This is a genomic window from Marinobacter subterrani (assembly GCF_001045555.1).
Lineage (GTDB): Bacteria > Pseudomonadota > Gammaproteobacteria > Pseudomonadales > Oleiphilaceae > Marinobacter > Marinobacter subterrani.
In genome coordinates, this window is record NZ_LFBU01000001.1 from 2,065,751 (window position 1) to 2,089,578 (window position 23,828).

Consider the following 23,828-nt stretch of genomic DNA (forward strand, 5'->3'; position numbering starts at 1 on the left):
AAACCCAACTCCGGTCAAGGGCGTACATCTGTTATGGCAAAGAAACCGGTAACCTCCCGAAGTGGTCGCTTTTTCAAACTCGCAGGCATGACTGCGTCTGTCGCAGGGCAGTACGCAGGCCAGCGCGCGCGCCGGCTATTCCGAACCGAAAATGACGAAGGCGCCCAGAGCGAGAGCTACACCCGCATGGCCGACCAGATTGCCGACACCCTGGGCGAGCTCAAGGGCGCGGTCATGAAAGTCGGACAGATTGCCTCGCAGACCCAGGATTTTCTGCCCAGGGAGTTTTCCGACGCGCTGGAGAAACTGCAGAAAGAAGCCCCTCCGATGCCGTTTGAGGTGATCGTTGAGCAGATTGAGTCCGAGCTGGGCAAACCGGTTTCCGAACTGTTCGAATACCTGCAGGAAACGCCCTACGCCGCCGCGTCCATCGGCCAAGTGCATCGGGCGCGGCTGCAGGACGGTACCGATGTCATTGTGAAAGTCCAGTACCCGGGCGTTGACGAATCCTGCGATTCCGACCTGAAGCAACTGCGCATGGCCCTGAAACTGGGCGGCCTGTTGAAGATGCCCAAGGAGTCGGTTGACCGCCTGTTCGCGGAAATCCGGGAGCGTCTCAAAGAGGAACTGGACTACGAAAACGAAGCCAACAACATCGACCTGTTCCGGAAATTCCACGAGGATCAGCCCTGGATACTGATTCCTTCGGTTGCCCGGAGCCACTCAACCCGGCGGGTGCTCACCCTTGAGCTGGTGGAGGGCGACCATGTCAGCAAGGTCAGCCGTGACCGCTATGACCAGGACACCATTAATCTGATTGGCCACCGGATTTTTACCCTCATGGCGGACCAGCTGTTCCGCTTCCGGTGCATTCATGGCGACCCCCACGCCGGCAACTTTGCCTACAGGCCCGACGGCACCATCATCATGTACGACTTCGGCTGTGTTAAGAAGCTCAAGCCGGAGATTGTCGAGGCTTATCGCAACGCGTTGGTTGCCGCCCTCAACGAGGATTATGAAGCACTCGACCGCTATCTAATCGACCTTGGCGCCCGGGTCGGCAGCCAGCCAGCGGTCGATGAAGCCTACTATGCCATGTGGCGGGACATCCTCGTTGTGCCCTTCGAGCACGACGAGCCCTACGATTTCGGGGAGTCGGAAATCCACAAACGGGTAGCGGCCAAGACCAGCACCGTGTTCAAGTACCTCGACTACTTCAAACCGCCGGTGGAGAGCATTTTTATTGACCGGATGATCGCCGGCCACTACTGGATGCTGAAGCGGCTGGGGGTTCAGGCCGCGTTCCGGACCGAACTACAAAAGTACCTGCAAAAAGCGCCGGGATAAGGCCCATTCCCGACGCTTTTGCCTGTATCTCTGCGACCCGTATTCCAGCTAGGGTTTGTTCTTCAGAAGGTCCCGGATCTCCATCAGCAACTGCTCCTGGGCCGAGGGCGCGGGTGGTGCCGCCGGGGTTTCAGCCTCTTTCTTGCGCAGACTGTTCAGCGCCTTCACCGCCATGAATACCGCGAAGGCGACAATCACGAAATCAAACACCGCCTGCAGGAACACACCATAACGTATCGCGACAGCCTCAACGCCCTCACTTGCCGCCTTGAGAGTAATCACCAGATTCGAGAAATCCACACCGCCGATCAGCATTCCAATCGGTGGCATCAGCACATCGGCCACAAACGACGTCACAATCTTGCCAAACGCCACGCCTATGATAATACCCACCGCCATATCCACGACATTGCCCTTGACGGCAAACTCCTTGAACTCTTTCATAATGCTCATCGCACTCTACTCCTTGAATGTCAGACCCGGTTGGCCCACAGACGTCGGGGGCACGCCATCTAAGACGTAACTTGAGTGTAGTGTATGGAGAAAAAAAGAATAAGAAACGGTAGTGGGTATACTGAGTTAGCGCAGGCAGGCAACCCACTCAGCAGTGCCCTCGCAGGCGCCCTTGCGAATTACCCGGGCCCGGGACACCCTCGGCGGCTCGCCGGGATCGATGAGGGTGATGGGCACGTCCCGGTCCACTTCATAGACCAGTCCGGCGGCTGGGTAGACCTGCAGAGAGGTGCCCACGATCAGCAAGTGATCCGCCGTGCGAACAATCTCGGCGGCTTTGTCCAGCATGGGCACTTCCTCGCCGAACCAGACAATATGCGGGCGCAACTGGGCGCCCCGTTCGCAGGTGTCACCGGGGTTTATGTCCCGGTAACCGATGTCATACACCAGATCGGGATACCGTGAGCTGCGGGCCTTGGTGAGCTCACCATGCAGGTGAATCACGGTACTGGCACCGCCGCGTTCGTGCAGGTCGTCGACATTCTGGGTAATCACCGTTACCCGGTAGCGCTTTTCCAGTTCCGCCAGCAGCCGGTGGGCCTGGTTGGGCTGTGCAGATTCCAGCTGGCGCCGACGGTCGTTGTAGAAGCGCAGCACCAGTTCCTGATTCCGGGCAAACGCCTCGGGCGTGGCCACATCGTAGACACTGTGCTGCTCCCACAGGCCGCCGTTGTCCCGGAAGGTGGAGAGGCCGCTTTCGGCGCTGATTCCGGCGCCTGTCAGTATTACGATATGATCCTGCATCAGTCGAATATCTTGCCCGGGTTCATGATGCCGTTGGGGTCGAAAACCCGCTTGATCCCCTTCAGATAGGCAATCTCCGCCTCACTGCGGGTGTACTTCAGGTAGGGTTTCTTGGTCATGCCCACGCCATGCTCGGCGGAGACACTGCCCTGGTAGCGCTCGACAATCTCGAATACCCACTTGTTGACCTGCTGGCATTTCCCGAAAAAGTCTTCCTTGGCCATGTCTTCCGGTTTGAGGATGTTCAGGTGCAGGTTGCCATCGCCGATGTGGCCAAACCAGATGATCTCGAAATCCGGGTAGTGCTCGGTGACCACCTCGTCGATTTCCTGAAGAAACCCGGGAACCTTGGACACCACCACGGAAATGTCGTTCTTGTAGGGAGTGCGCGGGGCAATGGATTCGGAAATCCGCTCCCGCAGCTGCCACAGGTTCCGGGCCTGGGTTTCACTCTGGCTGATCACGCCATCGAGCACCCAGCCGTTCTCGACGCACTGCTCGAACAGGCCCATGGCGTCATCCATAACCTGATCGGAGACTGCCTCGAACTCCAGCAGCGCGTAATAAGGCGCCTCGGTTTCGAACGGTGCCTGCACCTGGCCATGAGCCAGAACGTGGCCCATGGCCTGATGGGAGAAGAACTCATAGGCAGTAAGGTCAATCTTTTTCTGGAAGGTCTGCAACACATCCATGGTGTTGGTCAGGTCATTCAGGCCCAGGACCAGTACCGTCAGGTTCTCCGGCTTCCGGGAAAGCTTCATGGTGGCTTCGGTGATAAACCCCAGGGTGCCTTCGGCACCGATAAACAGATGGCGAAGATCGTAGCCGGTGTTGTTCTTTTCCAGATCCTTGTTCAGGTCCAGGATGTCGCCCTTACCGGTTACCACCTTTAAACCGGCCACCCAGTCGCGGCTCATGCCATAACGGATCACCTTGATACCGCCGGCGTTGGTGGAGAGATTACCGCCGAGCTGGCTGGAGCCGGCGGAAGCGAAATCCACCGGGTAATAAAGGCCGTTTTCCGCGGCGGCATTCTGCAACTGCTCCGTCACGACACCGGCCTGGCAGCGCACCGTCCGGTCACTGGCATTGAAATCCAGAATCCGGTTCATGTTGTCAAACGCCACAACCACCTCGCCGTTGGCCGCCACTGCACCAGCGCTCAGGCCGGTCCTGCCGCCGGAAGGCACCAGCGCCACCTGACTGTCGTTGGCAAACCGTACCAGCGCCTGCACCTGCTCCGTGGTCTTGGGCAACACAATCGCCAGCGGCTTGGGCGGGTAGATCCGGGTCCAGTCCTTGCCGTAGGTGTCGAGGTCTGCCGGATCGGTCAGTACCTTGCCGGGGGCATCGCCGGCGGCCATCAGGTCTTTCAGGGAAGCAATGATCTGTTCGGAATTCATGGAATCGTCGTTCTCGTAAGGTTCTGGCCGGGGATCTTGCAACAGGAATCACAGACAGTTGATTCAGGCAAACCGGCGCGCTGTGAAAGTCTGCGTTTATGGTATCATACTGCCCCTGTTCTGTGAGCCAGCCCTGACGATCACTGGCCACGGGTCATTTCACGTGACGAAAGGTTCGGAAGCAAGCCCATGTCAAATACGTCTCTTGAGAAGAGCAAAATCCGGATTCTGCTGCTGGAAGGCGTGCATCAATCTGCCATTGATACCCTGAACGCTGCGGGCTACACCAACATCGAGTATCTGACTCACTCACTGGCTGAGGACGACCTGATCGAGAAGATTGCCGATGCGCACTTCGTCGGGATCCGCTCTCGCACCCAGTTGACCGGGAAAGTATTTGAAGCCGCCAAGAAGCTGGTGGCCGTGGGCTGCTTCTGTATCGGCACCAACCAGGTTGATCTGCAGGCGGCCACCCGCAAGGGTGTTGCGGTCTTCAACGCGCCCTTCTCCAACACCCGGAGTGTGGCGGAACTGGTTCTGGCCCAGGCTATCCTGCTGCTGCGGGGCGTGCCTGAGAAGAACGCCAAGGCCCATCGCGGTGAATGGCAGAAGTCCGCCAAGGACAGCTATGAGATCCGGGGCAAGAAGCTTGGCATTATTGGCTATGGCAACATTGGCACCCAGTTCAGCGTCCTGGCCGAAGGCCTGGGCATGGACGTGTACTTCTACGATGTGGTCTCCAAACTGTCCATCGGCAACGCCACCCAGGTGGGCACCATGCAGGAGCTGCTCAACATCGCCGACGTGGTCAGCCTGCATGTGCCAGAAACACCGGCCACCAGGTACATGTTCAAGGCTGAGCAGTTCGCCCAGATGAAGCCGGGCAGCATCCTGATGAACGCGTCCCGCGGCACGGTCGTCGAGATCGATGCCCTGGCGGATGCCCTGAGCAGCGGCAAGCTGCTAGGCGCGGCCATTGATGTATTCCCGGTTGAGCCGAAGTCCAACGACGAGGAATTTGTATCTCCCCTGCGGGAATTCGATAACGTGATCCTGACCCCGCACGTGGGCGGATCGACGATTGAAGCCCAGGAAAACATTGGCCGTGAAGTGGCCGAGAAGCTGGCCATGTACAGCGACAACGGCACCTCTGTCTCTTCCGTGAACTTCCCGGAAGTGGCGCTGCCCTCGCACCCCAACCAGCACCGTCTGCTGCACATCCACGAGAACGTGCCGGGCGTGATGTCCGAGATCAACCAGGTATTCTCGGAAAACGGCATCAACGTGTGTGGCCAGTATCTGCAGACCAAGGAAGACATCGGTTACGTGGTGGTGGATGTCGACAAGGCCTACGGCGAGCTGGCACTGGAGAAGCTGTTGCAGGTCAAGGGCACGATCCGCTGTCGAGTGCTGTTCTGATCAGAACCGGCAGGTCAAAAAAACCGGAGCAGATGCTCCGGTTTTTTTATGGTCTGCTTACTGCATGGGAACCAGCGTCAGCTCAACCCGGCGGTTCTGTTCACGACCAGCGGGGGTCTCGTTTGTGGCAACGGGGTAACGTTCACCATAGCCCACTGCCCGAGTGCGCTTCGGCTCGATACCCTGGTTGAGCAGGAAGTCCCGCACTGACGCCGCACGCTGCTCGCTCAGCAACTGGTTATAGCTGTCTGAACCCAGGCTGTCGGTGTGCCCTTCAATCTGGATCATGGTCTGGTCAAATTCCTTGAGTACCAGCGCGACCGACTCCAGGGTGTCTCTGAAAGCGGGCTGGATGGAGGACTCGTTCAGATCAAAGGTGATATTGCCCGGCATGATCAGTTCGATCTGATCACCGTTACGCACCACCTGCACACCGGAGCCCTGAAGCTTCTGACGCAGCTGGGCCTCCTGGCGATCCATGTAATACCCGATACCCCCACCAACGGCAGCACCGCCAGCGGCACCGATCAGTGCGCCCTTGCCCCGGTCACTGTCGCTGGATGTCGCGGCACCGATAGCGGCACCACCAATGGCCCCGATAATGCTGCCAGTGGTCGCCTTGGAGACTTCTTTCTCACCAGTGTACGGATCGTATGTCATACAGCCGCTCAAACCGGCAGTAGCAACGGCAAATGCGATAATTGTTTTCTTCACAAACTTCTCCTGTAACTTGTGATTAACACAGCCCCCTGGGGGCTTCTGACGCTTCAATTGTGAATGTATCTATGATGGTATTGAATACCGTTGCCTGCAAATCCTGCGCTTCGTTCACAAGATGATGACGACCGTCAGGGATTTTCAGTTCCTCCACAAAGGAAAATTTATTCCTGATAATCCGCAAATTATGCTGCCAGTCGACGGTAAGATCCTTTTCACCCTGCACAACCGTAACCGGAAAGTCGACCGGCCGGGCGGCTTCAATGTGCGGAACCCACTTCCGCAGGGCTGCGACCCAGTCGGCGTGAACCGCGCGCGCCTGAAGCGGATCGTGTTCACGCAGAAACCGCAGGAACCGGGTGTTAGCACTGTTCGCCGCGAACACACGGCGCCAGCGCGAGATAAACGGCCGCGCCAGGCTGTGAAGCACTTTGGCGCCAAGCCAGCCCGCAGGCCGTATTAGCGGTGCCAACAAAACCACTTTCCGGAACTCGGAGGTGCTCTGGCTGTGATGATTGGATAACAGGTAGTCGATCAGAATCGCCCCACCGGTGCTCTGCCCGACCGCAAACCACGGCCCACGGACGTTGCCCCGGACCTGCGCCAAAACATCTGCCAGGACACTCTGGTACTCCAGAAAACTGCCAATGGCGGCCGGCGTGCCACTTGACAGGCCATGGCCCGGCTGATCGTAGGCCAATACGTCGAAGCCCTCTGCAATACAGCGTTCAATCAACTGGCTGTAGAGCCCGACGTGGTCAAAATAACCGTGCAGGATAAATACGGTGCCCCGCTGGCCCCGGGATTCCGGCAGGCGGAAATAGTGCGCCATGACCTCGTGGCCGCCGGCTTTAAGGTAGCCCTGATGGTAGGCGACCTCGGGGTGTTCAACCCAGAGGTCAAGGCCGTAAAAACGGCAGTAGGCCACCATCTCATTGCTGAGCTTACGGTGAGTGGCGGGATCAAACGGTTCAAGCCTGTCCAGGAGCGAGTGCCTGTCCCAATCCGGTATTTCTATGGTATCTGTTTTCCAGTACACGTAGAGTTAAACGCCTGTCATGGATGAGTTACTGATTTTCGGCTCTCAATCCTAACCCATAGCGGGCCTAACCCATAGCGAGGGTATACCAAAGATGTTGCAACAGCTTCTCGAGACCGGGTTGCGCCAGACCATGATGCGTCTGGTTCGGCCGGTTCTCCACCCGGCCATTCCGGTGTCACTCCAGAGAAGAATTGTCAGCCAGGCGTATCGCAGTTCGACACCGCCGCGGGGGGCCCGGTTCCGGAAAACCACCGTTGGCGCAGTACCGGCAACCCGGGCAACTTACGGGAGCAACCTGGACGGAGCAGTGCTCTACCTGCACGGCGGCGGCTATATCATTGGCTCCTCAACCACACATCGCGGAATCACCGGGCATCTTGCGAAAACCAGCGGTTGTTCCGTTGTGACCCCGGATTACCGGCTGGCGCCGGAGCACCCCTTTCCGGCCGCGCTGGATGACGCCGAGGCCTGCTGGACCGGCCTGCTTGAAGAAGGCTACAAGCCTGAGCAGATTGCCGTCGCCGGCGATTCAGCGGGTGGCGGGCTCTCCATCGCCCTGGCCATGCGGCTGCGGGACAAGGGGCTGCCCGTGCCGTCCTCGCTGACGGTGCTATCACCCTGGGTTGACCTGACCCAGGCACATCTCTACTCGCCGGAGTGTGAGCCGGTAATACAGGCCGCCTGGACCAGCAAGGCCGCCCGACTCTATGCCGGCCGGGAATCCTTGACCAACCCGCTGATATCGCCCGTTTTTGGCGACCTGAGCGGCCTCCCGCCATTACTGATCCAGGTAGGCAGCCAGGAAATCCTGCTGAACGACGCGGAGCGCCTGGCCGAGGCGGCAAACCGGGATGACGTTGAAACCAGGCTCGAGGTATTCAACAGTCTCTGGCACGTATTCCAGGTGCACAGCGGCCAACTGGATCGCGCAACCGCTGCCATGGAAACCGCCGGGGACCACATCAGACGTCATCTGGCAGGCTGAGTTCGCCCTGGGCGAGCGCCTCTTTCCGGGGCCGTGGCCACTGTTTGATATGCCATTCCAGTTTCGATGCCCGGCTCCGGTCGCCGGCGACGGCACTGAACACCAGCTCAAGGGGTCCTTTGCCGCGCAGGCTCCGGGCGCCTTTCGGGGTACCCGCCTGGTGCTCCTGAAAACGCCTGTTCACGTCCGTGGTGATGCCGGTGTACAGCGCCCCCCGGGCCGTCCGCACCATATAGACAAACCAGTTATCCGCCATGAATGACGGCCTCCTCCCGGGCCTTGACCTTTTTCTGCTGGAGCCAGAGGCCGGCCATAATCAGCACCAGGCCGATGTAGGTCGAGGACAGAATCTGCTCACCCAGTATGAAATGGATGAACACCAGGGACAGGAACGGGGAAATGAAGATCAGGTTGCTGACCTTCGAGGTGTTTTCGGCCTTTTTCATCGCGTACGACCACAGGACAAAGGCAATGCCCATCTCGAAAACGCCGACATACACTGCCGCCGCAAGCGATGTACCCGGGGTAAAGGACAGGCCCTCGGTCCACCAGCAGATCAGGAAAATAACCGGCAGCCCGAACAGAAAGTTCAGAAACAGGCCAACCACCGGGTCCCGGGCATCCCGGGTCGCAATGATCCAGTAGGACGCCCACACAAGGGTACTGGCGATGGCCAGTGACACCCCGAGCGGATCGGAAAAGCTGAGGGAGGTGACCGCGCCCCGGGTAGCGATCACCACTACGCCGGCATAGCAGACCAGGCCGGCCAGGATATCCAGCGTGCGCAGACGCTGGCCAAGAAACGGTACCGACAGATAGGCCAGCACCAGCGCCCAGGTGTAGTTGAGGGGCTGAGCTTCCTGGGCCGGCAACCGGTCAAAGGCGCCGAACAGCACGAAATAATACAGGCACGGATTGATCAGCCCCATGCCAAAGGACTGCACATACTGTTTCCTGCTCAGGGAAAATACCAGGTGCCACCGGCCCTGGAGCATCAGAATGACAGCCATGACCACCACTGACGCGGTGCAGGCTATCAACAGCATCTGGACCGGCGCCAGCTCCCGCAGGGAAAGCTTGAACGCGGTGGCCACCGTCGACCACAACAGCACGGTGCCAAGACCGTACAGCATGGCCTGTTTCTGGTTAGTCATTCCCGGACTCCTGAATGCAGCAGGTCCTTCATGGTGTTACTCCCCCTTACCCCTGGTCTGGCCCTTGATCAGTTTCGGCGACAGTGTAATTCAATTGCGTCCTGTTACCCACGGCTGCGTGTATTCTTGTGGTGCCTTGTATAGCACTAACAAACAAGGATTAAGTGAACTGGACGGCGGACAAGGCACTGCGCAGACCGGAAGATTTCCAGGGGTTCCGGATCCGGACCATGACCTCAGATATCGCCGAAGAAGCCTATCGTGCCTACCGCGCCACAACCAGGCAGATTCCCTATTCACAGGTGTACAGCGATCTTCAGTTGCAGAAGATTGACGGCCAGAGCAATCCCGTTTTCGCCATTGAGGAAATGGGTTTCTACGAGGTCCAGAGCACCCTGACCATGGCCCGGCCCGCCCAGTTTGTCTCATCGGTGGTATCCAACCTGGAGTGGTACAACAGTTTGCCGGACAACCAGCAGCATTGGCTGGATAACGCGCTCAGGGATGTCGCGGAGATTGCCTAGGAAACCCAGGAAGAGCTCAACCAGAGGCGGCTGCAAAGCATGCGGGAAGACGCCCGGATGTCTGTCGTTCGCCTGACCGATGCCGGAGACTGAAGCCACTTTGTCCGCGTCATAGGGGCATCAACGGCCTGGCCTATTCAGGCACCAGCCACTCCATAGCATGGGACAGGTTCAGGATATCCGGCCCGGCAACCTCATTCATCAAGTCCGAGAACCGGCTGTCGAATCCCCAGGGCGGATTGATCACCAGCATTCCCGAGCCGGTCATGCCCCTTTCCGGTGGCTCGCGCAGGTGTACCTCACTGCACAGCACCTTGCGGATCGCGCTGACGCGGACCGCCTCTTTCAGTTGCGCCTGCAGGCCACTGGTCAGCACCGGATACCAGACAAGATAGACCCCATGCCGGCATTTCTGCCACGCTTTTTCGAGAGTTTCGGCGACTGCCCGGTACTCCGACTTGATTTCGTAGGACGGATCAATCAACGCCATCAGTCGCGGCTGCTTCGGGGGCAACTGCCGAAGCAGGCCCGCGAGGCCATCCTGCCGCAGCACACGAACCGGTCCGGCTGACGCCCAGTCTGCCAGTTGCTCGCCCTCGGAGGGGTGGAGCTCAAACAGGGCCAGGCTATCCTCCGCCCGGAGAAAGTGCCGAAACCAGGCAGGCGACCCCGGATAAACCGTCAACGGCCCGTTGCCGGCATTGAACTGTGCCAATAGATCCAGCACCGGCAGCCAGTCCGGCCCCAGCTGATGGCGGGCCGTCCAGAGTTTCTGGATGCCGCTGTCCGCCTCGCCGGTTTTCCGGGCTCTTTCGCTGCGCAAATCGTAGAAGGCGCTGCCGGCATGGGTATCAAAACAGGCGATGGCGGATGCTTTCGCGTTCATCATGGCGCGAACCAGTGCCAGCGCCCCATGCTTCTGGACATCGGCGAAGTTCCCGGCGTGAAAGGCGTGCAGATAGCTCAGCATAAAATAACGGCTCCATGGTTACCGAACCATTAAGCCCGATCACCGCGGCGCAGTGCAATAGGGCGCAAGATCCTGACAGACCAGCATTTCCGATGTGCTGATTGCAATTCAGCCATTAACGACCACTCTCTGGTCTGATCACAGGTTTGTGCCGTACTCCAGATTCAGGAATAGCCGGGCCAACTGGTATCCTTGCCTGACATTTTCCGGAGGACAGCCGCTTGCCAGACCGCAAAAAGGACACCCTTGATCAGCTCTACAGCCTTATTGCCAATGAAGAGGACGCACGGGTCTGTAAGGATATTCCGGAGGAGGCCTGTCGCGAGGTTCCCCGCAATTTCTTCCTGATTCTCGCCAGCAATGTGCTCACCAAACTGGGCGACCTGTTGACCAGCCCGAAGACGGTACTGGCCTGGTTGATGAGCACCATCGGTGCACCCGCGCTGGTGGCCTGGCTGGTACCCATCCGGGAATCGGGTTCACTGGTCCCGCAAATGGTGATCGCGGCCTGGGTGCGTCGCAAAGCCGTTCGCAAATGGTTCTGGATCCTGGGCAGCTTCGGCCAGGCGGCCAGTGTTGTCGCCATGGCGGCCAGCGTCTGGTTTCTTGAGGGCTATACCGCCGGCTACGGCATTATCGCTGCTCTCATTGTGTTTTCTCTGGCCCGGGGATTCTGCTCCGTGTCCATGAAGGACGTTCAGGGCAAGTGCATCCCGAAAACACGGCGGGGCAGGCTGGGAGGACTGGCATCGACCATTGGCGGTACCGCCACCGTGATTCTGACCGTCCTGCTATTCTGGGAGCGGGGTGACCCGACGATTGGGTTTTACGCCGTGCTCTTGTTGCTGGCCGCCTCGCTCTGGGTAATTGCCGGCTTTCTGTTTGCCGGGGTGGAAGAGTTCGGGGGAGAGACGGGCGGCGGAGGCAATGCCATCAATGAGGCTTTCCGGAGTCTGTCCCTGCTACGGGATGATGTTCCCTTCCGGAACTTCGTGATCACCCGGGCGCTTCTGCTGTGCTCGGCTCTGGCGTCGCCGTATTTCGTGGTCCTGGCGCAGAAAGAGTCCGATATTGGCTGGATGCTGGGCATCTTCCTGCTGGCCAGCAGCCTGGCCAGTTCCCTGAGTGCCAGTTTCTGGGGCTGGGCTGCGGATACCTCAAGCCGGAAGGTCATGATCCGGGGTGCCGCGATGGCCAGCGGCGTTTGCCTGATCGTTGGATTCACCGCCCTGTGGCTCGGTACCGATATCGGCAGTGTCTGGTTTTACCCGATCGCTTTCTTCGTGCTCAGCATCGCCCACGCTGGTGTGAGGCTCGGGCGGAAGACCTATCTGGTGGACATGGCAGGGGGCAACAAGCGCACTGACTACACGGCGGTCAGCAATACCGTGATCGGTTTCCTGCTGCTGGCCACCGGCGGCCTGACTGCCCTGGTTTCAATGATTTCCGAGGTGGCCGTGATCATTGTGCTCGGCCTGATGGGCCTGGCCGGCATGTTCAGTGCCATTCGCCTGGAGGAGGTGACGGAGGATTGAGGAGCGCCCCTCAGGACGGCGCCTTGCCGTCATTCAGGGCCAGGGCGCCTTTGACGATCCGGTAGATGATCCAGATGGAAATGCCGAGGAGAATGAACCAGCCGATGATCAGCGGCGTGGTCACAATTCCGATCACCGTCCAAAGCACCCCGATCCAGAAGGTGCGAATCTGCCAGCGGAAATGGCGCTCCACCCAGGTGTTACGCACGTCTTCCAGTTTGACGTAATTGATGATCACGCCCACCAGGCCGGTGATGCCGCCGACAAAAAATGACAACGCCTGAAGGATATAGACCACGACCGCCAGGTTACGGGTCTTATCCGGTTGGCGGGACGCGGGATCAGAATCCGCTGGAATAAACTCCGGTTCGGTCAAGGCAGGTCTCCTGTTGGGCCGTTAGCCGAAGTCTACCACAGCCTCTCGGGCCGGAAATCCCGGAGCGGTCAGTGATTGTCCGGACGGTAGCCGAGACGGAACCCGCCCCAGTGCTTGCCATTGACATACACCGGCACCGACAGATCATGCATGATTTCGCCGGTATCCCGCCGGTAGGTTTGCAACAGCATATTCTCGGTATGCGTGCCACAGCGAATGCCGGTGCGGTCGTTAAACAGCCGCTTGCTCCGGCTCTTGACCAGGTCCACTTTCGGATCACCGGTGGGCGCATGGGCAAAATCCCGGTTATGCGTGGGCACATAGCCATCCGGCGCGGCGGCAATGGCAAAGACAATGGCCTCATGGGCGTTCTTCACCTGTTCCTGGACGGTCGGCAGGAACTGGTCGGTAAACTTGTCAAAACTGCTGGAATACTTCGGCGGATGGGTATTCGGGATTGGCGTCCGGGTCTTGTCGAACAGCGCGCTTTCGGAAAGTTTGCCATCACGGATCGCCTGCTCGAACAACTGGCCAATCTGGTCAGCACCGGCCCGGGCCTGTTGATAGAACGGGCGGTGATAACTCGCCTCGCTGTTCAGCGCGAAGGAGGCATTGGCTTTTTCCGCCAGCTCCATCAGGGTGGCCGCCTGCTCTGCCAGGGAGGCGACGCTGGAGTCGCTCTCGGAGATCTGGTCCCGAACCGTTTCGATGGCCGAGAACACCTGTGCCAGGCTCTGCTCGTTGTTCTGGTCGATTTCGGCAATCCGGGCAACCTGCTGCTGAACGCGATCCGACTGGTCGCGGATCTGCTCAAGCCGCTCGCCGACACTCTCCACAGAGGTCAGCCCTTCCTCCACGCTTCGCGCCAGATCTTCAATTCGCGACACGATCAGGGCCGTATCCGACCGGATTTCCTCAAGGGTTTCCGCCACTTCACCGGTTGCCTGGGCCGTGCGGCCCGCCAACTGGCGTACCTCATCGGCTACCACGGCAAAGCCGCGACCCTGATCACCCGCCCGCGCCGCCTCAATGGCCGCATTCAGTGCCAGCAGATTGGTCTGCTCGGCTATGCCCTGAATGGTCGAGGTCACGCCCTGGATCTTGTGGGACTTCTCGTTCAGTTCCTGGATCAGCCGCAGGTTCTCACCGGATTGCTGGTGTACCGCCCGCACGCTGTCGATGGCCGAGGTCAGCGCCTCACGCCCCTCGATACTGACCTGCTTGTTCTGCAACGCCATGGTGGCGGCATCCGTGGCCTGCTCAGAGGACTCCCGCACGGTCTCGGTAATCTGGCCGGCGTAATCGGCCATCTGGGCGGTTTCCTGCACCTGGCGATCCAGCCGGAGCTTGAGCTGGTCGGCAGCAAACGACACCTGGGCGGCAGAAATGGCGTTCCTGTCGGCACTGCCCGAGAGGGTTTCAACCAGGGCGCGGCCGGCGTTGGCATCGGAAAGCAGTTGCCGGCACTGGGCCTGAAGCGGGTTGTCTTCGGCCAGGGTGCCATCATTCAGGGCCTTGAGCCCCCGTTCCGTCGGCTCCAGTACCCGGATAATCAGAAAACCAGCGGCGGCCACAAGGCCCACGACCAACCCAATCAGCATTGATGCGCTATCCAGACCTAACAACGGCGCCACCCCCGCGCAACCAACTCCGAGAACAGCCGCAATCGCAATCCCCCACAAAACTGAAGCCCGATCCAGTAACCCCATAGCAACCTCGTAGTTATTATCTCTTTTGCATACATTTTTATTGAAGGCCATTGCGGAGACTAAAGAATTGACCTGAGTTAATAACTCATACTTTAGTGGATTTATACCGGTTATCGGCAGGTAAAAAAGTATCTGAAACAAAAAACCGCAAACCCTACCCACTCTGTTACCGAGTGAGCCGGGTTTGCGGTGTTCAGGTGCTTGGTGTGGCGGCGGAATCAGGCGCCCACAACACCACCGTCGTCGCGGGTGACGATCACGGTTGCATCACGGGGACGCGGATCGCTGGCATCAGGCCAGTTTCCGTCCGGGTGCTGAATGTTCACAAACATGGTTTTCACATCCGGCGTTGAGACGACACCCGTCACTTCACAGCCTAACGGGCCAACAAAGAACCGTTTTATTTCGCGGGTCTCCGGGTTGGCGGCCAGCATCATGTTGTTCTGGTACGGCGCGGCGTCCGAGCCATCGGTCTGGATCCAGAGGCGACCGTTGTAATCGAACCAGAGGCCATCGGGGCTGTTGAAAATGTTGTCGTCGGTCAGGGATACGATGACCTCGCCATCAACCACGGTTTCGGTGCCCTGCTCTCCAGCGAACACGAAGATGTCCCAGTCGAAGCTCGTGGCTGCATGGTCGTTGCCTTGCTCGCTCCAGCGAATGATGTGGCCGGTATTGTTGAGCTCATTCGGGTTCGCTGCATTGACGCCTTCGAAGCCAGGCTTACCGCGATTGGAGTTATTGGTAAGCGTGAAGTACACCTGCCCGGTGTTCGGGTCGACCGCACCCCACTCGGGGCGATCCATCGTCGTGGCGCCGGCAATGTCTGCTGCCAGCCGGGTGTTCAGCAGTACATCCGCCTGATTCTCGAAGCCGCTGAAGGCCACCACGTCACCAACGGTTGTTCCCACTGCGGCATCAACCTTTGCTTTAAAATCTGCATTTTCCAGATCCAGAGGCAGCCAGTCTCCGGAGCCATCGTCGTTGAAACGGGCCACGTAGAGGCTACCCTCGTCCAACAGGTAGCCACCGGCCGTCGCCGCATAGTAGGGCTTTGCAGAAACGAACTTGTAGATATACTCGAAGCGCGAGTCATCACCAGAGTAGCAAACCACCGGCTGGCCTTCCTTGACCGGCGCGAAGATCACACCTTCATGGCCAAAGCGGCCAAGAGCGGTGCGCTTTTGCGGCTTGCTTTCCGGGGTGAACGGATCAATCTCGACCATGTAGCCGTAGGTATTGGCTTCGTTGCGGTAATCGTCTGCAGCCGTGGCGCCAACCGTGCTTATGTTGAACCGAACATACTGATCCTCAGCGCTGTCCGCCAGTTCCCAGTCATAGCGACTGGCACTTCCCACGCCAAGACGTGTCTGTTCCCGCGGCTGGGTGGCGTCGCCGTTGGCGAAATAGCCTGCCCAGTTCTCTTCTGCAGCGAGATAGGTTCCCCAGGGTGTCGGGCCCATGGAGCAGTTGTTCAGGGTGCCACGGGTCTCGGTGGCATTCGGGCTGTATTTGGTGATCAGTTTGTTGTAACCGCGAACCGGGCCACGGATATCCATCTCGGTGTTGCCAGTGATGCGACGATTGAAGGGGCTGCCGAAAACGATGTCCCAGGTACCTTCGCTATCCTGTTTGATATGTACAACTGACACGCCGTGCGCGGCGATTTCCTTTCGAACCTCGTCTGCCGGGCGAACGCCTGCGTTGTCAGCAGCAGCGGTCGGTCCACTGGCGTGCAAGGCGTCCTGGTTGATGTATTCATGGTTCATCACCAACAGGCCTTCGGCGGAACTGTTTCCGCCAGCCTTCTGATCGATCGGGAAGAAATGCATGCCGTCGTGGTGCATGCCAACCTGCTGCTCCTGTTCGGCACCGGTATTGGTTCCGTCGGCGCGATACGCGGGATAGGAGCCGGTAATCGGGGTGCCCCACGGCAGGAAGGCTTTGGCCGTGTATCCCTCAGGAACAACAACCTGATTGGCATTGGAGGTTGCAACAGCCTTGAATCCGAGATCGGTTTTCGCAACATTGCCGCTGGTTGCAGGGCTGGAACTGTTATCGCTGCCACAAGCCACCAGACCCAGGCCCATGACGCTGGCAAGCGCGGCGCCCACGCTGCCTTTCATCACGGTACGGCGCTGCATGCGCGCGGCCAGAACCTGATGGAAAGGGGTATTTCCGGAATGGTTAACTACCGGTTCGTAGTTGGGATCCAGGTAATTGGGATCAAGGTCGTGCTTTGCCATGGTAATGCCTCTCTCAAAGAACTGCAGGTCGGTGTTGTCGAGAGGCCAGTTTCGGCAGGAAATATGACAGTAAGCGTACGTTTGAAAGACAAACTTGTTAACATTATTTTACAGAGCCAAGGGCCGGCTCGGTATAAGGATCGCCCCGCGCAACATGCTGCAACGGAGCGATCAGCCAGTCATTTACTGTTTTGTGGCGTCTTCGTAGCCCTCTTCAATGGCATCACCCGCCTCTTCGGCGGCATCCCCCATCTCATCGGCCGCATTTTCCGCGCCCTGTTTCATTTCGCCCATGGCGCCGTCGGCCTGGCCTGTGGCTTCCTCGTAGGTCTGTTCGACGGACTCACCGGCTTCCTCCATCATATCGCCGGCGTTATCTGCAGCCTTTTCGACATCCACACCTTCGTTGTCTTCAGAACTGCAGGCAGCAAGGCCGAGTGTCAGTACCATCAAAAGCGCACTCATTGTGAGCTTGTTCATACCATATCCCTCTGTTGGTAAGTATCTACAACGGGGAACAGAGTACGGCGAGGCCCGGGACAAAGGCAATTACCGGCCGATTACCCTTTGGTTAGCCGGCGCTGTCGGTCAGCAACCGGCCATTGATGGTAATGACATGATCGAACGGAAGCAGAGTGCCCCGGCCCAGCAGCAAAAAGTCCTGCCCGGCCCGGCTGCACAGGTCGCGGATAACATCGTGCACCTGGCACACCTGACCCGCGCTGTCCCGGTAGATCACCTCGGTCAGTTGTCCTGACCCCAGATACTCCCGAAGCATGCCCTGAACGGAGTACGAGGCCGTAGCGGGGGATACATTTGGCATGGCTGATTCTTCCCTGTTGTCGAGCTCTTGTTTTCCCCAAAGTCTGGCTCAGAAACCGGGATTTCGCCAAAACAATGACATTTGTCATTTTGCGCCAAGCTGCCTCTCCTGAGTGCGCACTCATTGCATTGTCTGATTGTCCGACATAAATTTCAGTGACGTGCATCGAACGGGAGAGAACAATGAACGCCAACAGTCCTGATAATCTGCAATCCCATAAAGTGGCCTCGCCTGCCGAAGAAGAGGCGACCGGCAAATGGAAGGACCCGAAACGCTATCTGTGGCTGCTTGGCCCTGCCCTGCCAGGCATCGGCCTGGCGGCCCTGACCGGTTACGCCCTGGCGCCGAAAAAACTGAAAGCTCTGGCCTGGACAGGCCCAGCTTTGGTGCACGGCATTATCCCGGCCCTGGACCGGGCCATTGGCGAGGATCAGAGCAACCCGCCGGAATCGGCTGTGAACCCCCTGGAGCAGGACAAGTATTACGACCGGATCGTGAAGGCTTTTATCCCGACCCAGTACGCCATGACCTTTCTCGGCGCCTGGCTGGCCAGCCGTAAAAGCACGCCGCTGGATGACAGGATCGGGCTGATGCTGACGGTTGGCGGGATCAATGGAGTGGGCATCAACACAGCCCATGAGCTTGGCCACAAATCCAACAGACTGAACAAACTGCTGGCAATGGCAGCCCTGGCCCCCACCGGCTATACCCACTTTGTGGTGGAGCACAACTTCGGCCACCACAAGCGGGTGGCAACGCCGGAGGATCCGGCCAGCAGCCGTATGGGTGAGAGCTTCTGGAAGTTCCTGCCACGCACGGTCATCGGCGGTATCAAGTCATCCATCCGGATTGAAAAGGCGCGGCTGGAGCGCAAAGGGAAAGGCTTCTGGAGTCTGGACAACGAGTTGCTGCAGGGCTGGGCCATGAGCGCCGGGTTCTTTGGGGCAACCACACTGGTTTGCGGGCGACGGGCGGTGCCGTTCCTGGCGGCCCAGGCGGTGTATGGCGCCAGCCTGCTGGAGAGCGTGAATTACATCGAGCACTACGGCTTGCTGCGCCAGAAGGACAAGAATGGCAAGTACGAGCGCACCCAACCGGAACACAGCTGGAACAGCAACCATGTTGTGACCAACCTGTTCCTGTACCAGTTGCAGCGGCACTCGGACCACCATGCGCACCCGCAACGCAGCTACCAGGCACTCAGACACTTCGAGAAAGCGCCGCAGTTACCGGGTGGCTATGCCTCGATGCTATTGCCCGCATACCTGCCCCAGTGGTGGTATGAAACCATGGATAAGCGCGTGATTGATCACTACGAAGGGGATCTGAGCAAGATCAACTGGGATCCGGACCGGAAAGAGGAACTGATGGCCAGGTATGCGGACTACGCAGCTGAGGTCGCCGCCGAGGCTGAGGCCAGGCGTAATTCTGAAAACTCCGAAGCGGCCTGATTCTCGCCGCCTGCTTCAACTCTGGCCCCAGCCTTCCCGGTACTGTGCAGGCGGCCAACCGATGACGCCTTCCGGGAGCCGCCGTAAACCCATCCATGGGGGCTTGAGCGCAGCATCCATGCTGCGCACACTCCCGGAAGACGTCATAGGCCGGCCGCTTCTCACTTTGGAGAAATAGTCAGGTTAGCTTGAACGCTTCAACCAAAACTCACCTGATGCACCAAAAGTAGCTATTTCCCTTTGAATACGGCTTCCCGCCTTTCCAGGAAGGACTGAATTCCTTCCTTTACATCGTCACTGGCCATGACCGGCTGCAAATCCGGAAACAACCGCTGCTTCGCGACTTCCTGCCCTTCACTGACCGCGATCTTCGAGGATTTCAGGCTGCCCTGGACACCCAACGGGGCGGCTTTCGCAATCTTCTCGGCGATTTCCAGCGCAACCGCGAACTGCTCACCCGGCTCCACCAGTTCCTGAATCAAGCCCCACTGGTATGCCTGCTCGGCATTCCACTCATCACCCGTCAGCAGGTACCGCTGGGCATTGCCCCAGCCGATTTCCCGTTGCAGGCGGATTGTTGCTCCACCGCAAGCGAAGATGCCGCGTTTCACTTCCAGCTGGGCGAAGCGCGTGCCTTTGGCCGCGACGCGAACGTCGGAGTTCAGCATCATTTCAACGCCGCAGGTGAAACAGATACCCTGGGCGGCGAAGACCACCGGTTTGCTCAGCCCCTGTCCGGTAATGTGGAACGGGTCCAGCTCGCCCTCGCCCGGCTCTATGCCTTTGCCGTTGGCAAAGACACCCGCCCAGTCGTCGAGTTGCAGGCCGCTGGTGAAGTGGTCGCCTTCGGCATGCATCAGCCCGACCCGCAGCTCCGGGTCGTTTTCCAGCTGGTAATAGGCCGCCGCGATCTGGTGATACATCTCGCGGTTCATGGCGTTCATTTTTTCCGGGCGGTTCAGCCCGATCAGCAAGATGTGATTTTTCTTTTCAACGGTTACCAGTGACATCGGATTTGTCCTCATCTTTGGGCCCCCAGCCTGCCCGTTATGGTGTCAGCACGATCAACGGGGAACGCCTTCCGGGACACGCTACGAGCACGTCCCTGTGCGCTCGGCTGTGGCCATCCTTGGCCACAGACGGTCCCGGAAGGCGTTCCCCGTCGCTCGCGCTCTGAATCTGGCAGTTATACGGGAAAGTTTCTTTTTACCTATGAGTAGCCTCTGCGCGGAGTCCCGCCTCCTTGGAGAATTTCACCGAAATCTGGACACGGTCGGCCGGCAGGCCTTTCCGGGACCGTTGAGGGCCAGGGATGGCCCGATCGAGCCTACAGGGACGTACTTGCGGCGTGTCCCGGAAAGGCCTGCCGGCCGAGCGTGCAACCACCCGAAACATCAGGCTACAAACAGAATCAGAACCAATCGGCTTTCATGTTCAGGCAGGTATCGTCCTGATTGCGCAGCAGCACCAGATCCTGGGCCACGGCTGGCAATTCCCAGTGGAAAAAATACTGGGCCGCCTGCAGCTTGCCCTGGTAGAAATTGCGCTCATCATCGGTGTTGGCAGAACCCAGGGCGTGGGCCGCAGCGTTGGCCTGGCGCAGCCACATCCAGGCAACAATGATGTGCCCGAAGAGGTGCAGGTAGCAGGAGGCATTCGCCAGGGTTTTGTCGGGGTCGCCTTCCATCAGGGATTTACCCAGGCTCTGGGTGACTTTCACCGCCTGTTGCAGGGTTTCACTCAGGGACAGGGCCCATTGCTGGCAGCGATCGGTGGTGGCTGCCTGCAGGTCTACCTGCATGGCCTGCATCAACAGTTGCAGGCCGTGGCTCTGATCCTGCCAGATCTTCCGGCCCAGCAGGTCGAGGGCCTGGATACCGTTGGTGCCCTCGTGAATCGGGTTCAGGCGATTGTCGCGCCAGCATTGTTCTACCGGATACTCCCGGGTGTATCCCGCGCCACCGTATACCTGGATGGCCAGGTCGTTGGCCTTGGGACCGTATTCGGAAGGCCAGGCCTTGATCACCGGTGTGAGCAGGTCCAGCAGCTTGCCGGCTTCCAGGCGTTTCTGTTGGTCCGGATGGGTGTGCTGGTCATCCATCAGTCGGGCGCCATAGAGACACAGGGCCAGGCCACCTTCGCTGTAGGCTTTCTGGGCCAATAGCATACGCCGGACATCGGCATGATCAATGATGGGTACCTGTGGTGACTCAGGGTCTTTCTCGCTGACCTTGCGGCCTTGCAGCCGGTCCTTGGCGTATTCCAGGCTGTGCATGTAACCGCGATAGCCAATCACGGCAGCACCAAAACCCACACCAACCCGCGCTTCATTCATCATCTGGAACATGTACTTCAGGCCCTGGTGGGGCTCGCCAACCAGGTAGCCATGGCAGGGGGCATCGTCGCCGAAACTCAGGGCGGTGGAGGTGGTACCCCGGTAACCGAGCTTATGGATCAGGCCGGCAAGACTTACGCCGTTGCGTTCGGTGGGGTTGCCTTCGTCGTCCACCAGGAATTTCGGCACGATGAACAGGGAGATGCCCTTCACGCCTGCCGGCGCACCTTTGATCTTGGCCAGCACCATGTGGACGATGTTATCGGTGATGGACTGCTCGCCACCGGAGATATAGATCTTGGCGCCCTTGATCAGGTAATGGCCTTCTTCGGTGGGCGATGCGGACGTACGGATATCCGCCAGGGAGGAGCCTGCATGGGGCTCGGTCAGAGCCATGGTGCCGCTGAAGCGGCCGCTGAGCATGTTCGGCAAAAACGTGGCCTGCTGCTGCTCGTTACCGAAGACGCGAATAAGATTGGCCGCGGCGGTGGTCAGGAACGGGTAGCCGGCGGTGCCGGGGTTGGCGGCGGTAAAGAAACCGTTACAGGCGGCCATGACCGATTCGGGCAGTTGCATGCCGCCCAGCTCGTAATCATAACGTCCGGCGATGAAGCCAGCCTGGGCATAGGCATCGAAGGCTTCTTTGACCTGGGGCAGCATCTCGACCTGGCCGTTGACGAATTTCGGCTCGTCTTTGTCGGCGGCGCTGTTGTGGGTGGCGAACTTTTCCCGGGCCATTTTGTCGGCGGTTTCGATGACGGCATCGAAGGTGTCGCGGTTGTGTTCGCTGAAGCGCTCGCGGGTGGTGAGGTTTTCGGTATCGAGGACTTCGTAGAGTTGGAACGCCAGGTCGCGGCGGTCGATCAGGGTATCGGTCATTCTTGGTCTCCTGTTTGTTGCCGACAGCCTCTCACAACTGGTTTTTTCTGGGAACCGGCGTTTATGACATAATCATGGTGGTTCTCGCCATTGCCCGCTGGACACTGGGTTCGGCTGGTGTTCGCCGGCCGGGCACGAGCGCGGGGGCAACGTCCCGAGACACGCCGTGAATACATCCATGTAGGCTTGAGTGCAGCATCCATGCTGCACACAGTCCCGGGACGTTGCCCCCGCGCTCGCGCCCTCCTCTGGAGAATGTATGCAAACGGTTTCAGTTATCGGCTTCGATGGCGCTTTGGCCAGCGCTATTACCGGCATCATTGATCTTTTCCGGCTGGCGGGGGTTACCTGGGCGCGGATTAACAATGAAACGCCGGCACCTCAGTTCGAAACACGTCTTCTGACGAAGGACGGAGCGCCCTGCCGCTGTATCAACGGGCTGACCCTTCAACCGGACGGAGCCTGGAACACGCTGCTCCCGGGTGGCAACAGCAGTGACCTGGTGGTTATTCCCACCATTGGCGGGCCCATCAATCGGGTGCTGGCTGAAAATCCGGAGCTGATTGCATGGCTCCGCGATTTTCAGTCGGCCGACGCTGGCCAGGTTCGCTTGGCCAGCAATTGCACAGGGGCTTTCATGCTTGCCGAGGCCGGTTTGCTTGACGGTCGCCAGGCGACAACGCACTGGGGTTTCAGCCACCAGTTCCGGCATCGTTATCCGGCCGTAAATCTGCAGCCTGACAGACTGGTGACCGTAGATGGCCACATCGCCTGTGCCGGGGGTGGCATGGCCTGGTGGGATCTGGGTATCTATCTGGTGGAACGTCATGCCGGGGCACAGGTTGCCCGGGAATTGGCGAAGGCGTTTGTGATTGATGCCGGCCGGACCAGCCAGGCACCATATAGCGCGTTGCAGGCTCGGCGGTATCATTCCGATGCGGCCATTCTGAGGCTCCAGAACTGGCTGGATGACCATTACCGGCAGCCGATCACACTGCAGGCTCTCTCGTCGTTATGTGGACTGACCGAGCGTTCGCTGATTCGCCGGTTCAAGGCGGCAACCGGCGATACACCTACCGGTTATTTGCAGGTTCTGCGCATTGAGGCGGCAAGGCAGCACCTGGAGAACTCCAGGGTGGCAGTGGAGGAGATTACCCGGTTAGTGGGTTATGAGGATGTCAGCTCATTCAGCCGCCTGTTCCGAAAACACACCGGTCTGGCGCCTGGGGTATACCGCTCGAGGTTCGGGCGCTGATGCCGTCAACCGCCTTCTGGCGCGGGTTATGCATTTAAATTTTCAGAAGGCCAACTTTCGGCCGGTAATGTAAAGAATACCGACAGGTGTCACTATGGGGAGATCCACCATGAACGCGCCGATGCGACAAAGCCAGGCAGACATTCTCAGCCGGCTCTATGACATGAAACGCAAGCAGATCGAACACGCTCTTCAGCAGGGCAACAGCTTTCGTTGCCAGGTACTTGAGGCGGAGGCTGAGGCTATTTCCAACGCCCTGAGGTCGGTGCGCTAGCCACATGACCCAAACCGCCACCGATTGCCAATCTTTGTCAATCCCTGGCAGTTTTAAACAGCCAGCGAACTTGATAAATAACAAGTTGACTTGACCTTCCGGGCGGGCCACGTATCATCGGGTATCA

General features: G+C 59.0%; 23 protein-coding genes. 8 read left to right on the forward strand and 15 right to left on the reverse strand.

Features of this window, described 5'->3' with window-relative positions:
- Positions 1-33 precede the first annotated feature (33 nt).
- Positions 34-1,347: an ABC1 kinase family protein gene (locus msub_RS09690; RefSeq protein WP_048495825.1), complete on the forward strand. Its 1,314-nt coding sequence runs from the start codon at positions 34-36 to the stop codon at positions 1,345-1,347.
- A gap of 48 nt (positions 1,348-1,395) precedes the next feature.
- On the opposite strand, the gene mscL is transcribed toward msub_RS09690, so the two are convergent.
- The 3 genes from mscL to msub_RS09705 form a co-directional block, all read right to left on the reverse strand.
- Entirely contained in the window at positions 1,396-1,800 is a 405-nt protein-coding gene (gene mscL / locus msub_RS09695; protein WP_048495826.1) for a large-conductance mechanosensitive channel protein MscL, read from the reverse strand.
- A 126-nt stretch (positions 1,801-1,926) separates the two neighbouring features.
- Positions 1,927-2,604, reverse strand: coding sequence for an SIR2 family NAD-dependent protein deacylase (locus tag msub_RS09700; RefSeq protein WP_048495827.1), 678 nt, complete (start codon positions 2,602-2,604; stop codon positions 1,927-1,929).
- Entirely contained in the window at positions 2,604-4,007 is a 1,404-nt protein-coding gene (locus tag msub_RS09705) for an FAD-binding oxidoreductase (protein WP_048495828.1), read from the reverse strand. Before msub_RS09705 ends, msub_RS09700 begins: the two co-directional genes overlap by 1 nt.
- 189 nt (positions 4,008-4,196) lie before the next feature.
- Here msub_RS09705 and serA point away from each other — a divergent pair, with 189 nt between their 5' ends.
- Positions 4,197-5,426, forward strand: a complete 1,230-nt coding sequence (gene serA / locus msub_RS09710) for a phosphoglycerate dehydrogenase (protein WP_048495829.1) — start codon at positions 4,197-4,199, stop codon at positions 5,424-5,426.
- Between the two features lie 57 nt (positions 5,427-5,483).
- Here the strand turns inward: serA and msub_RS09715 are convergent, their stop codons facing one another.
- Together msub_RS09715 and msub_RS09720 are read right to left on the reverse strand one after the other, a co-directional pair.
- Positions 5,484-6,140: an OmpA family protein gene (locus tag msub_RS09715; RefSeq protein WP_048495830.1), complete on the reverse strand. Its 657-nt coding sequence runs from the start codon at positions 6,138-6,140 to the stop codon at positions 5,484-5,486.
- A 22-nt stretch (positions 6,141-6,162) separates the two neighbouring features.
- The gene (locus msub_RS09720) at positions 6,163-7,182 is read right to left on the reverse strand and encodes an alpha/beta hydrolase (RefSeq protein WP_048495831.1); all 1,020 of its coding nucleotides are present in this window, start codon (positions 7,180-7,182) and stop codon (positions 6,163-6,165) included.
- 94 nt (positions 7,183-7,276) lie between these two features.
- On the opposite strand from msub_RS09720, the gene msub_RS09725 reads away from it, so the two are divergent.
- Entirely contained in the window at positions 7,277-8,170 is an 894-nt protein-coding gene (locus msub_RS09725; protein WP_048495832.1) for an alpha/beta hydrolase, read from the forward strand.
- Here the strand turns inward: msub_RS09725 and msub_RS09730 are convergent.
- Positions 8,148-8,426: a GIY-YIG nuclease family protein gene (locus msub_RS09730; RefSeq protein WP_048495833.1), complete on the reverse strand. Its 279-nt coding sequence runs from the start codon at positions 8,424-8,426 to the stop codon at positions 8,148-8,150. The two genes, msub_RS09725 and msub_RS09730, sit on opposite strands and share 23 nt — an antisense overlap.
- On the reverse strand, positions 8,416-9,324 hold the full coding sequence (locus msub_RS09735) for a DMT family transporter (protein WP_048495834.1): 909 nt from the start codon (positions 9,322-9,324) through the stop codon (positions 8,416-8,418). Before msub_RS09735 ends, msub_RS09730 begins: the two co-directional genes overlap by 11 nt.
- Positions 9,325-9,488: 164 nt before the next feature.
- Here msub_RS09735 and dctP point away from each other — a divergent pair, with 164 nt between their 5' ends.
- On the forward strand, positions 9,489-9,848 hold the full coding sequence (gene dctP, locus msub_RS09740; RefSeq protein ID WP_227506691.1) for a TRAP transporter substrate-binding protein DctP: 360 nt from the start codon (positions 9,489-9,491) through the stop codon (positions 9,846-9,848).
- A gap of 133 nt (positions 9,849-9,981) precedes the next feature.
- On the opposite strand, the gene msub_RS09745 is transcribed toward dctP, so the two are convergent.
- Positions 9,982-10,818 (reverse strand): 23S rRNA (adenine(2030)-N(6))-methyltransferase RlmJ, encoded by an 837-nt coding sequence (locus tag msub_RS09745; protein ID WP_048495835.1) that lies wholly within the window; start codon positions 10,816-10,818, stop codon positions 9,982-9,984.
- A gap of 221 nt (positions 10,819-11,039) precedes the next feature.
- Between msub_RS09745 and msub_RS09750 the strand changes: the two genes are divergently transcribed.
- Positions 11,040-12,353 carry an MFS transporter gene (locus tag msub_RS09750; RefSeq protein ID WP_048495836.1) on the forward strand — a complete coding sequence of 438 codons (1,314 nt, stop codon included), beginning with the start codon at positions 11,040-11,042 and terminating at the stop codon, positions 12,351-12,353.
- Between the two features lie 10 nt (positions 12,354-12,363).
- Here msub_RS09750 and msub_RS09755 read toward each other — a convergent pair whose 3' ends face one another.
- The 5 genes from msub_RS09755 to msub_RS09775 all read right to left on the reverse strand — a co-directional run bounded on the left by msub_RS09755 (position 12,364) and on the right by msub_RS09775 (position 17,507).
- Complete coding sequence (locus msub_RS09755; RefSeq protein WP_048495837.1) at positions 12,364-12,729, reverse strand: DUF4870 family protein; 366 nt, start codon at positions 12,727-12,729, stop codon at positions 12,364-12,366.
- Positions 12,730-12,797: 68 nt separating this feature from the next.
- The gene (locus msub_RS09760) at positions 12,798-14,438 is read right to left on the reverse strand and encodes a methyl-accepting chemotaxis protein (protein WP_048495838.1); all 1,641 of its coding nucleotides are present in this window, start codon (positions 14,436-14,438) and stop codon (positions 12,798-12,800) included.
- Between the two features lie 218 nt (positions 14,439-14,656).
- Positions 14,657-16,684 (reverse strand): PhoX family protein, encoded by a 2,028-nt coding sequence (locus tag msub_RS09765; protein ID WP_048495839.1) that lies wholly within the window; start codon positions 16,682-16,684, stop codon positions 14,657-14,659.
- Positions 16,685-16,867: 183 nt separating this feature from the next.
- Positions 16,868-17,164, reverse strand: coding sequence for a hypothetical protein (locus msub_RS09770; RefSeq protein ID WP_048495840.1), 297 nt, complete (start codon positions 17,162-17,164; stop codon positions 16,868-16,870).
- Positions 17,165-17,255: 91 nt separating this feature from the next.
- Positions 17,256-17,507 (reverse strand): hypothetical protein, encoded by a 252-nt coding sequence (locus tag msub_RS09775; RefSeq protein ID WP_053077946.1) that lies wholly within the window; start codon positions 17,505-17,507, stop codon positions 17,256-17,258.
- A 182-nt stretch (positions 17,508-17,689) separates the two neighbouring features.
- Between msub_RS09775 and msub_RS09780 the strand changes: the two genes are divergently transcribed.
- The gene (locus msub_RS09780) at positions 17,690-18,958 is read left to right on the forward strand and encodes an alkane 1-monooxygenase (RefSeq protein ID WP_048495841.1); all 1,269 of its coding nucleotides are present in this window, start codon (positions 17,690-17,692) and stop codon (positions 18,956-18,958) included.
- 230 nt (positions 18,959-19,188) lie between these two features.
- Here the strand turns inward: msub_RS09780 and msub_RS09785 are convergent, their stop codons facing one another.
- Both msub_RS09785 and msub_RS09790 read right to left on the reverse strand, forming a co-directional pair.
- Positions 19,189-19,968 (reverse strand): crotonase/enoyl-CoA hydratase family protein, encoded by a 780-nt coding sequence (locus msub_RS09785; RefSeq protein WP_048495842.1) that lies wholly within the window; start codon positions 19,966-19,968, stop codon positions 19,189-19,191.
- Positions 19,969-20,369: 401 nt separating this feature from the next.
- A complete protein-coding gene (locus msub_RS09790; RefSeq protein WP_048495843.1) occupies positions 20,370-22,172 on the reverse strand; it encodes an acyl-CoA dehydrogenase in 1,803 nt (600 codons plus the stop codon).
- 259 nt (positions 22,173-22,431) lie between these two features.
- On the opposite strand from msub_RS09790, the gene msub_RS09795 reads away from it, so the two are divergent.
- Positions 22,432-23,427: a GlxA family transcriptional regulator gene (locus msub_RS09795; protein ID WP_048495844.1), complete on the forward strand. Its 996-nt coding sequence runs from the start codon at positions 22,432-22,434 to the stop codon at positions 23,425-23,427.
- A gap of 109 nt (positions 23,428-23,536) precedes the next feature.
- On the forward strand, positions 23,537-23,701 hold the full coding sequence (locus tag msub_RS21795; protein ID WP_197083811.1) for a hypothetical protein: 165 nt from the start codon (positions 23,537-23,539) through the stop codon (positions 23,699-23,701).
- The last annotated feature ends 127 nt before the right edge of the window (positions 23,702-23,828 follow it).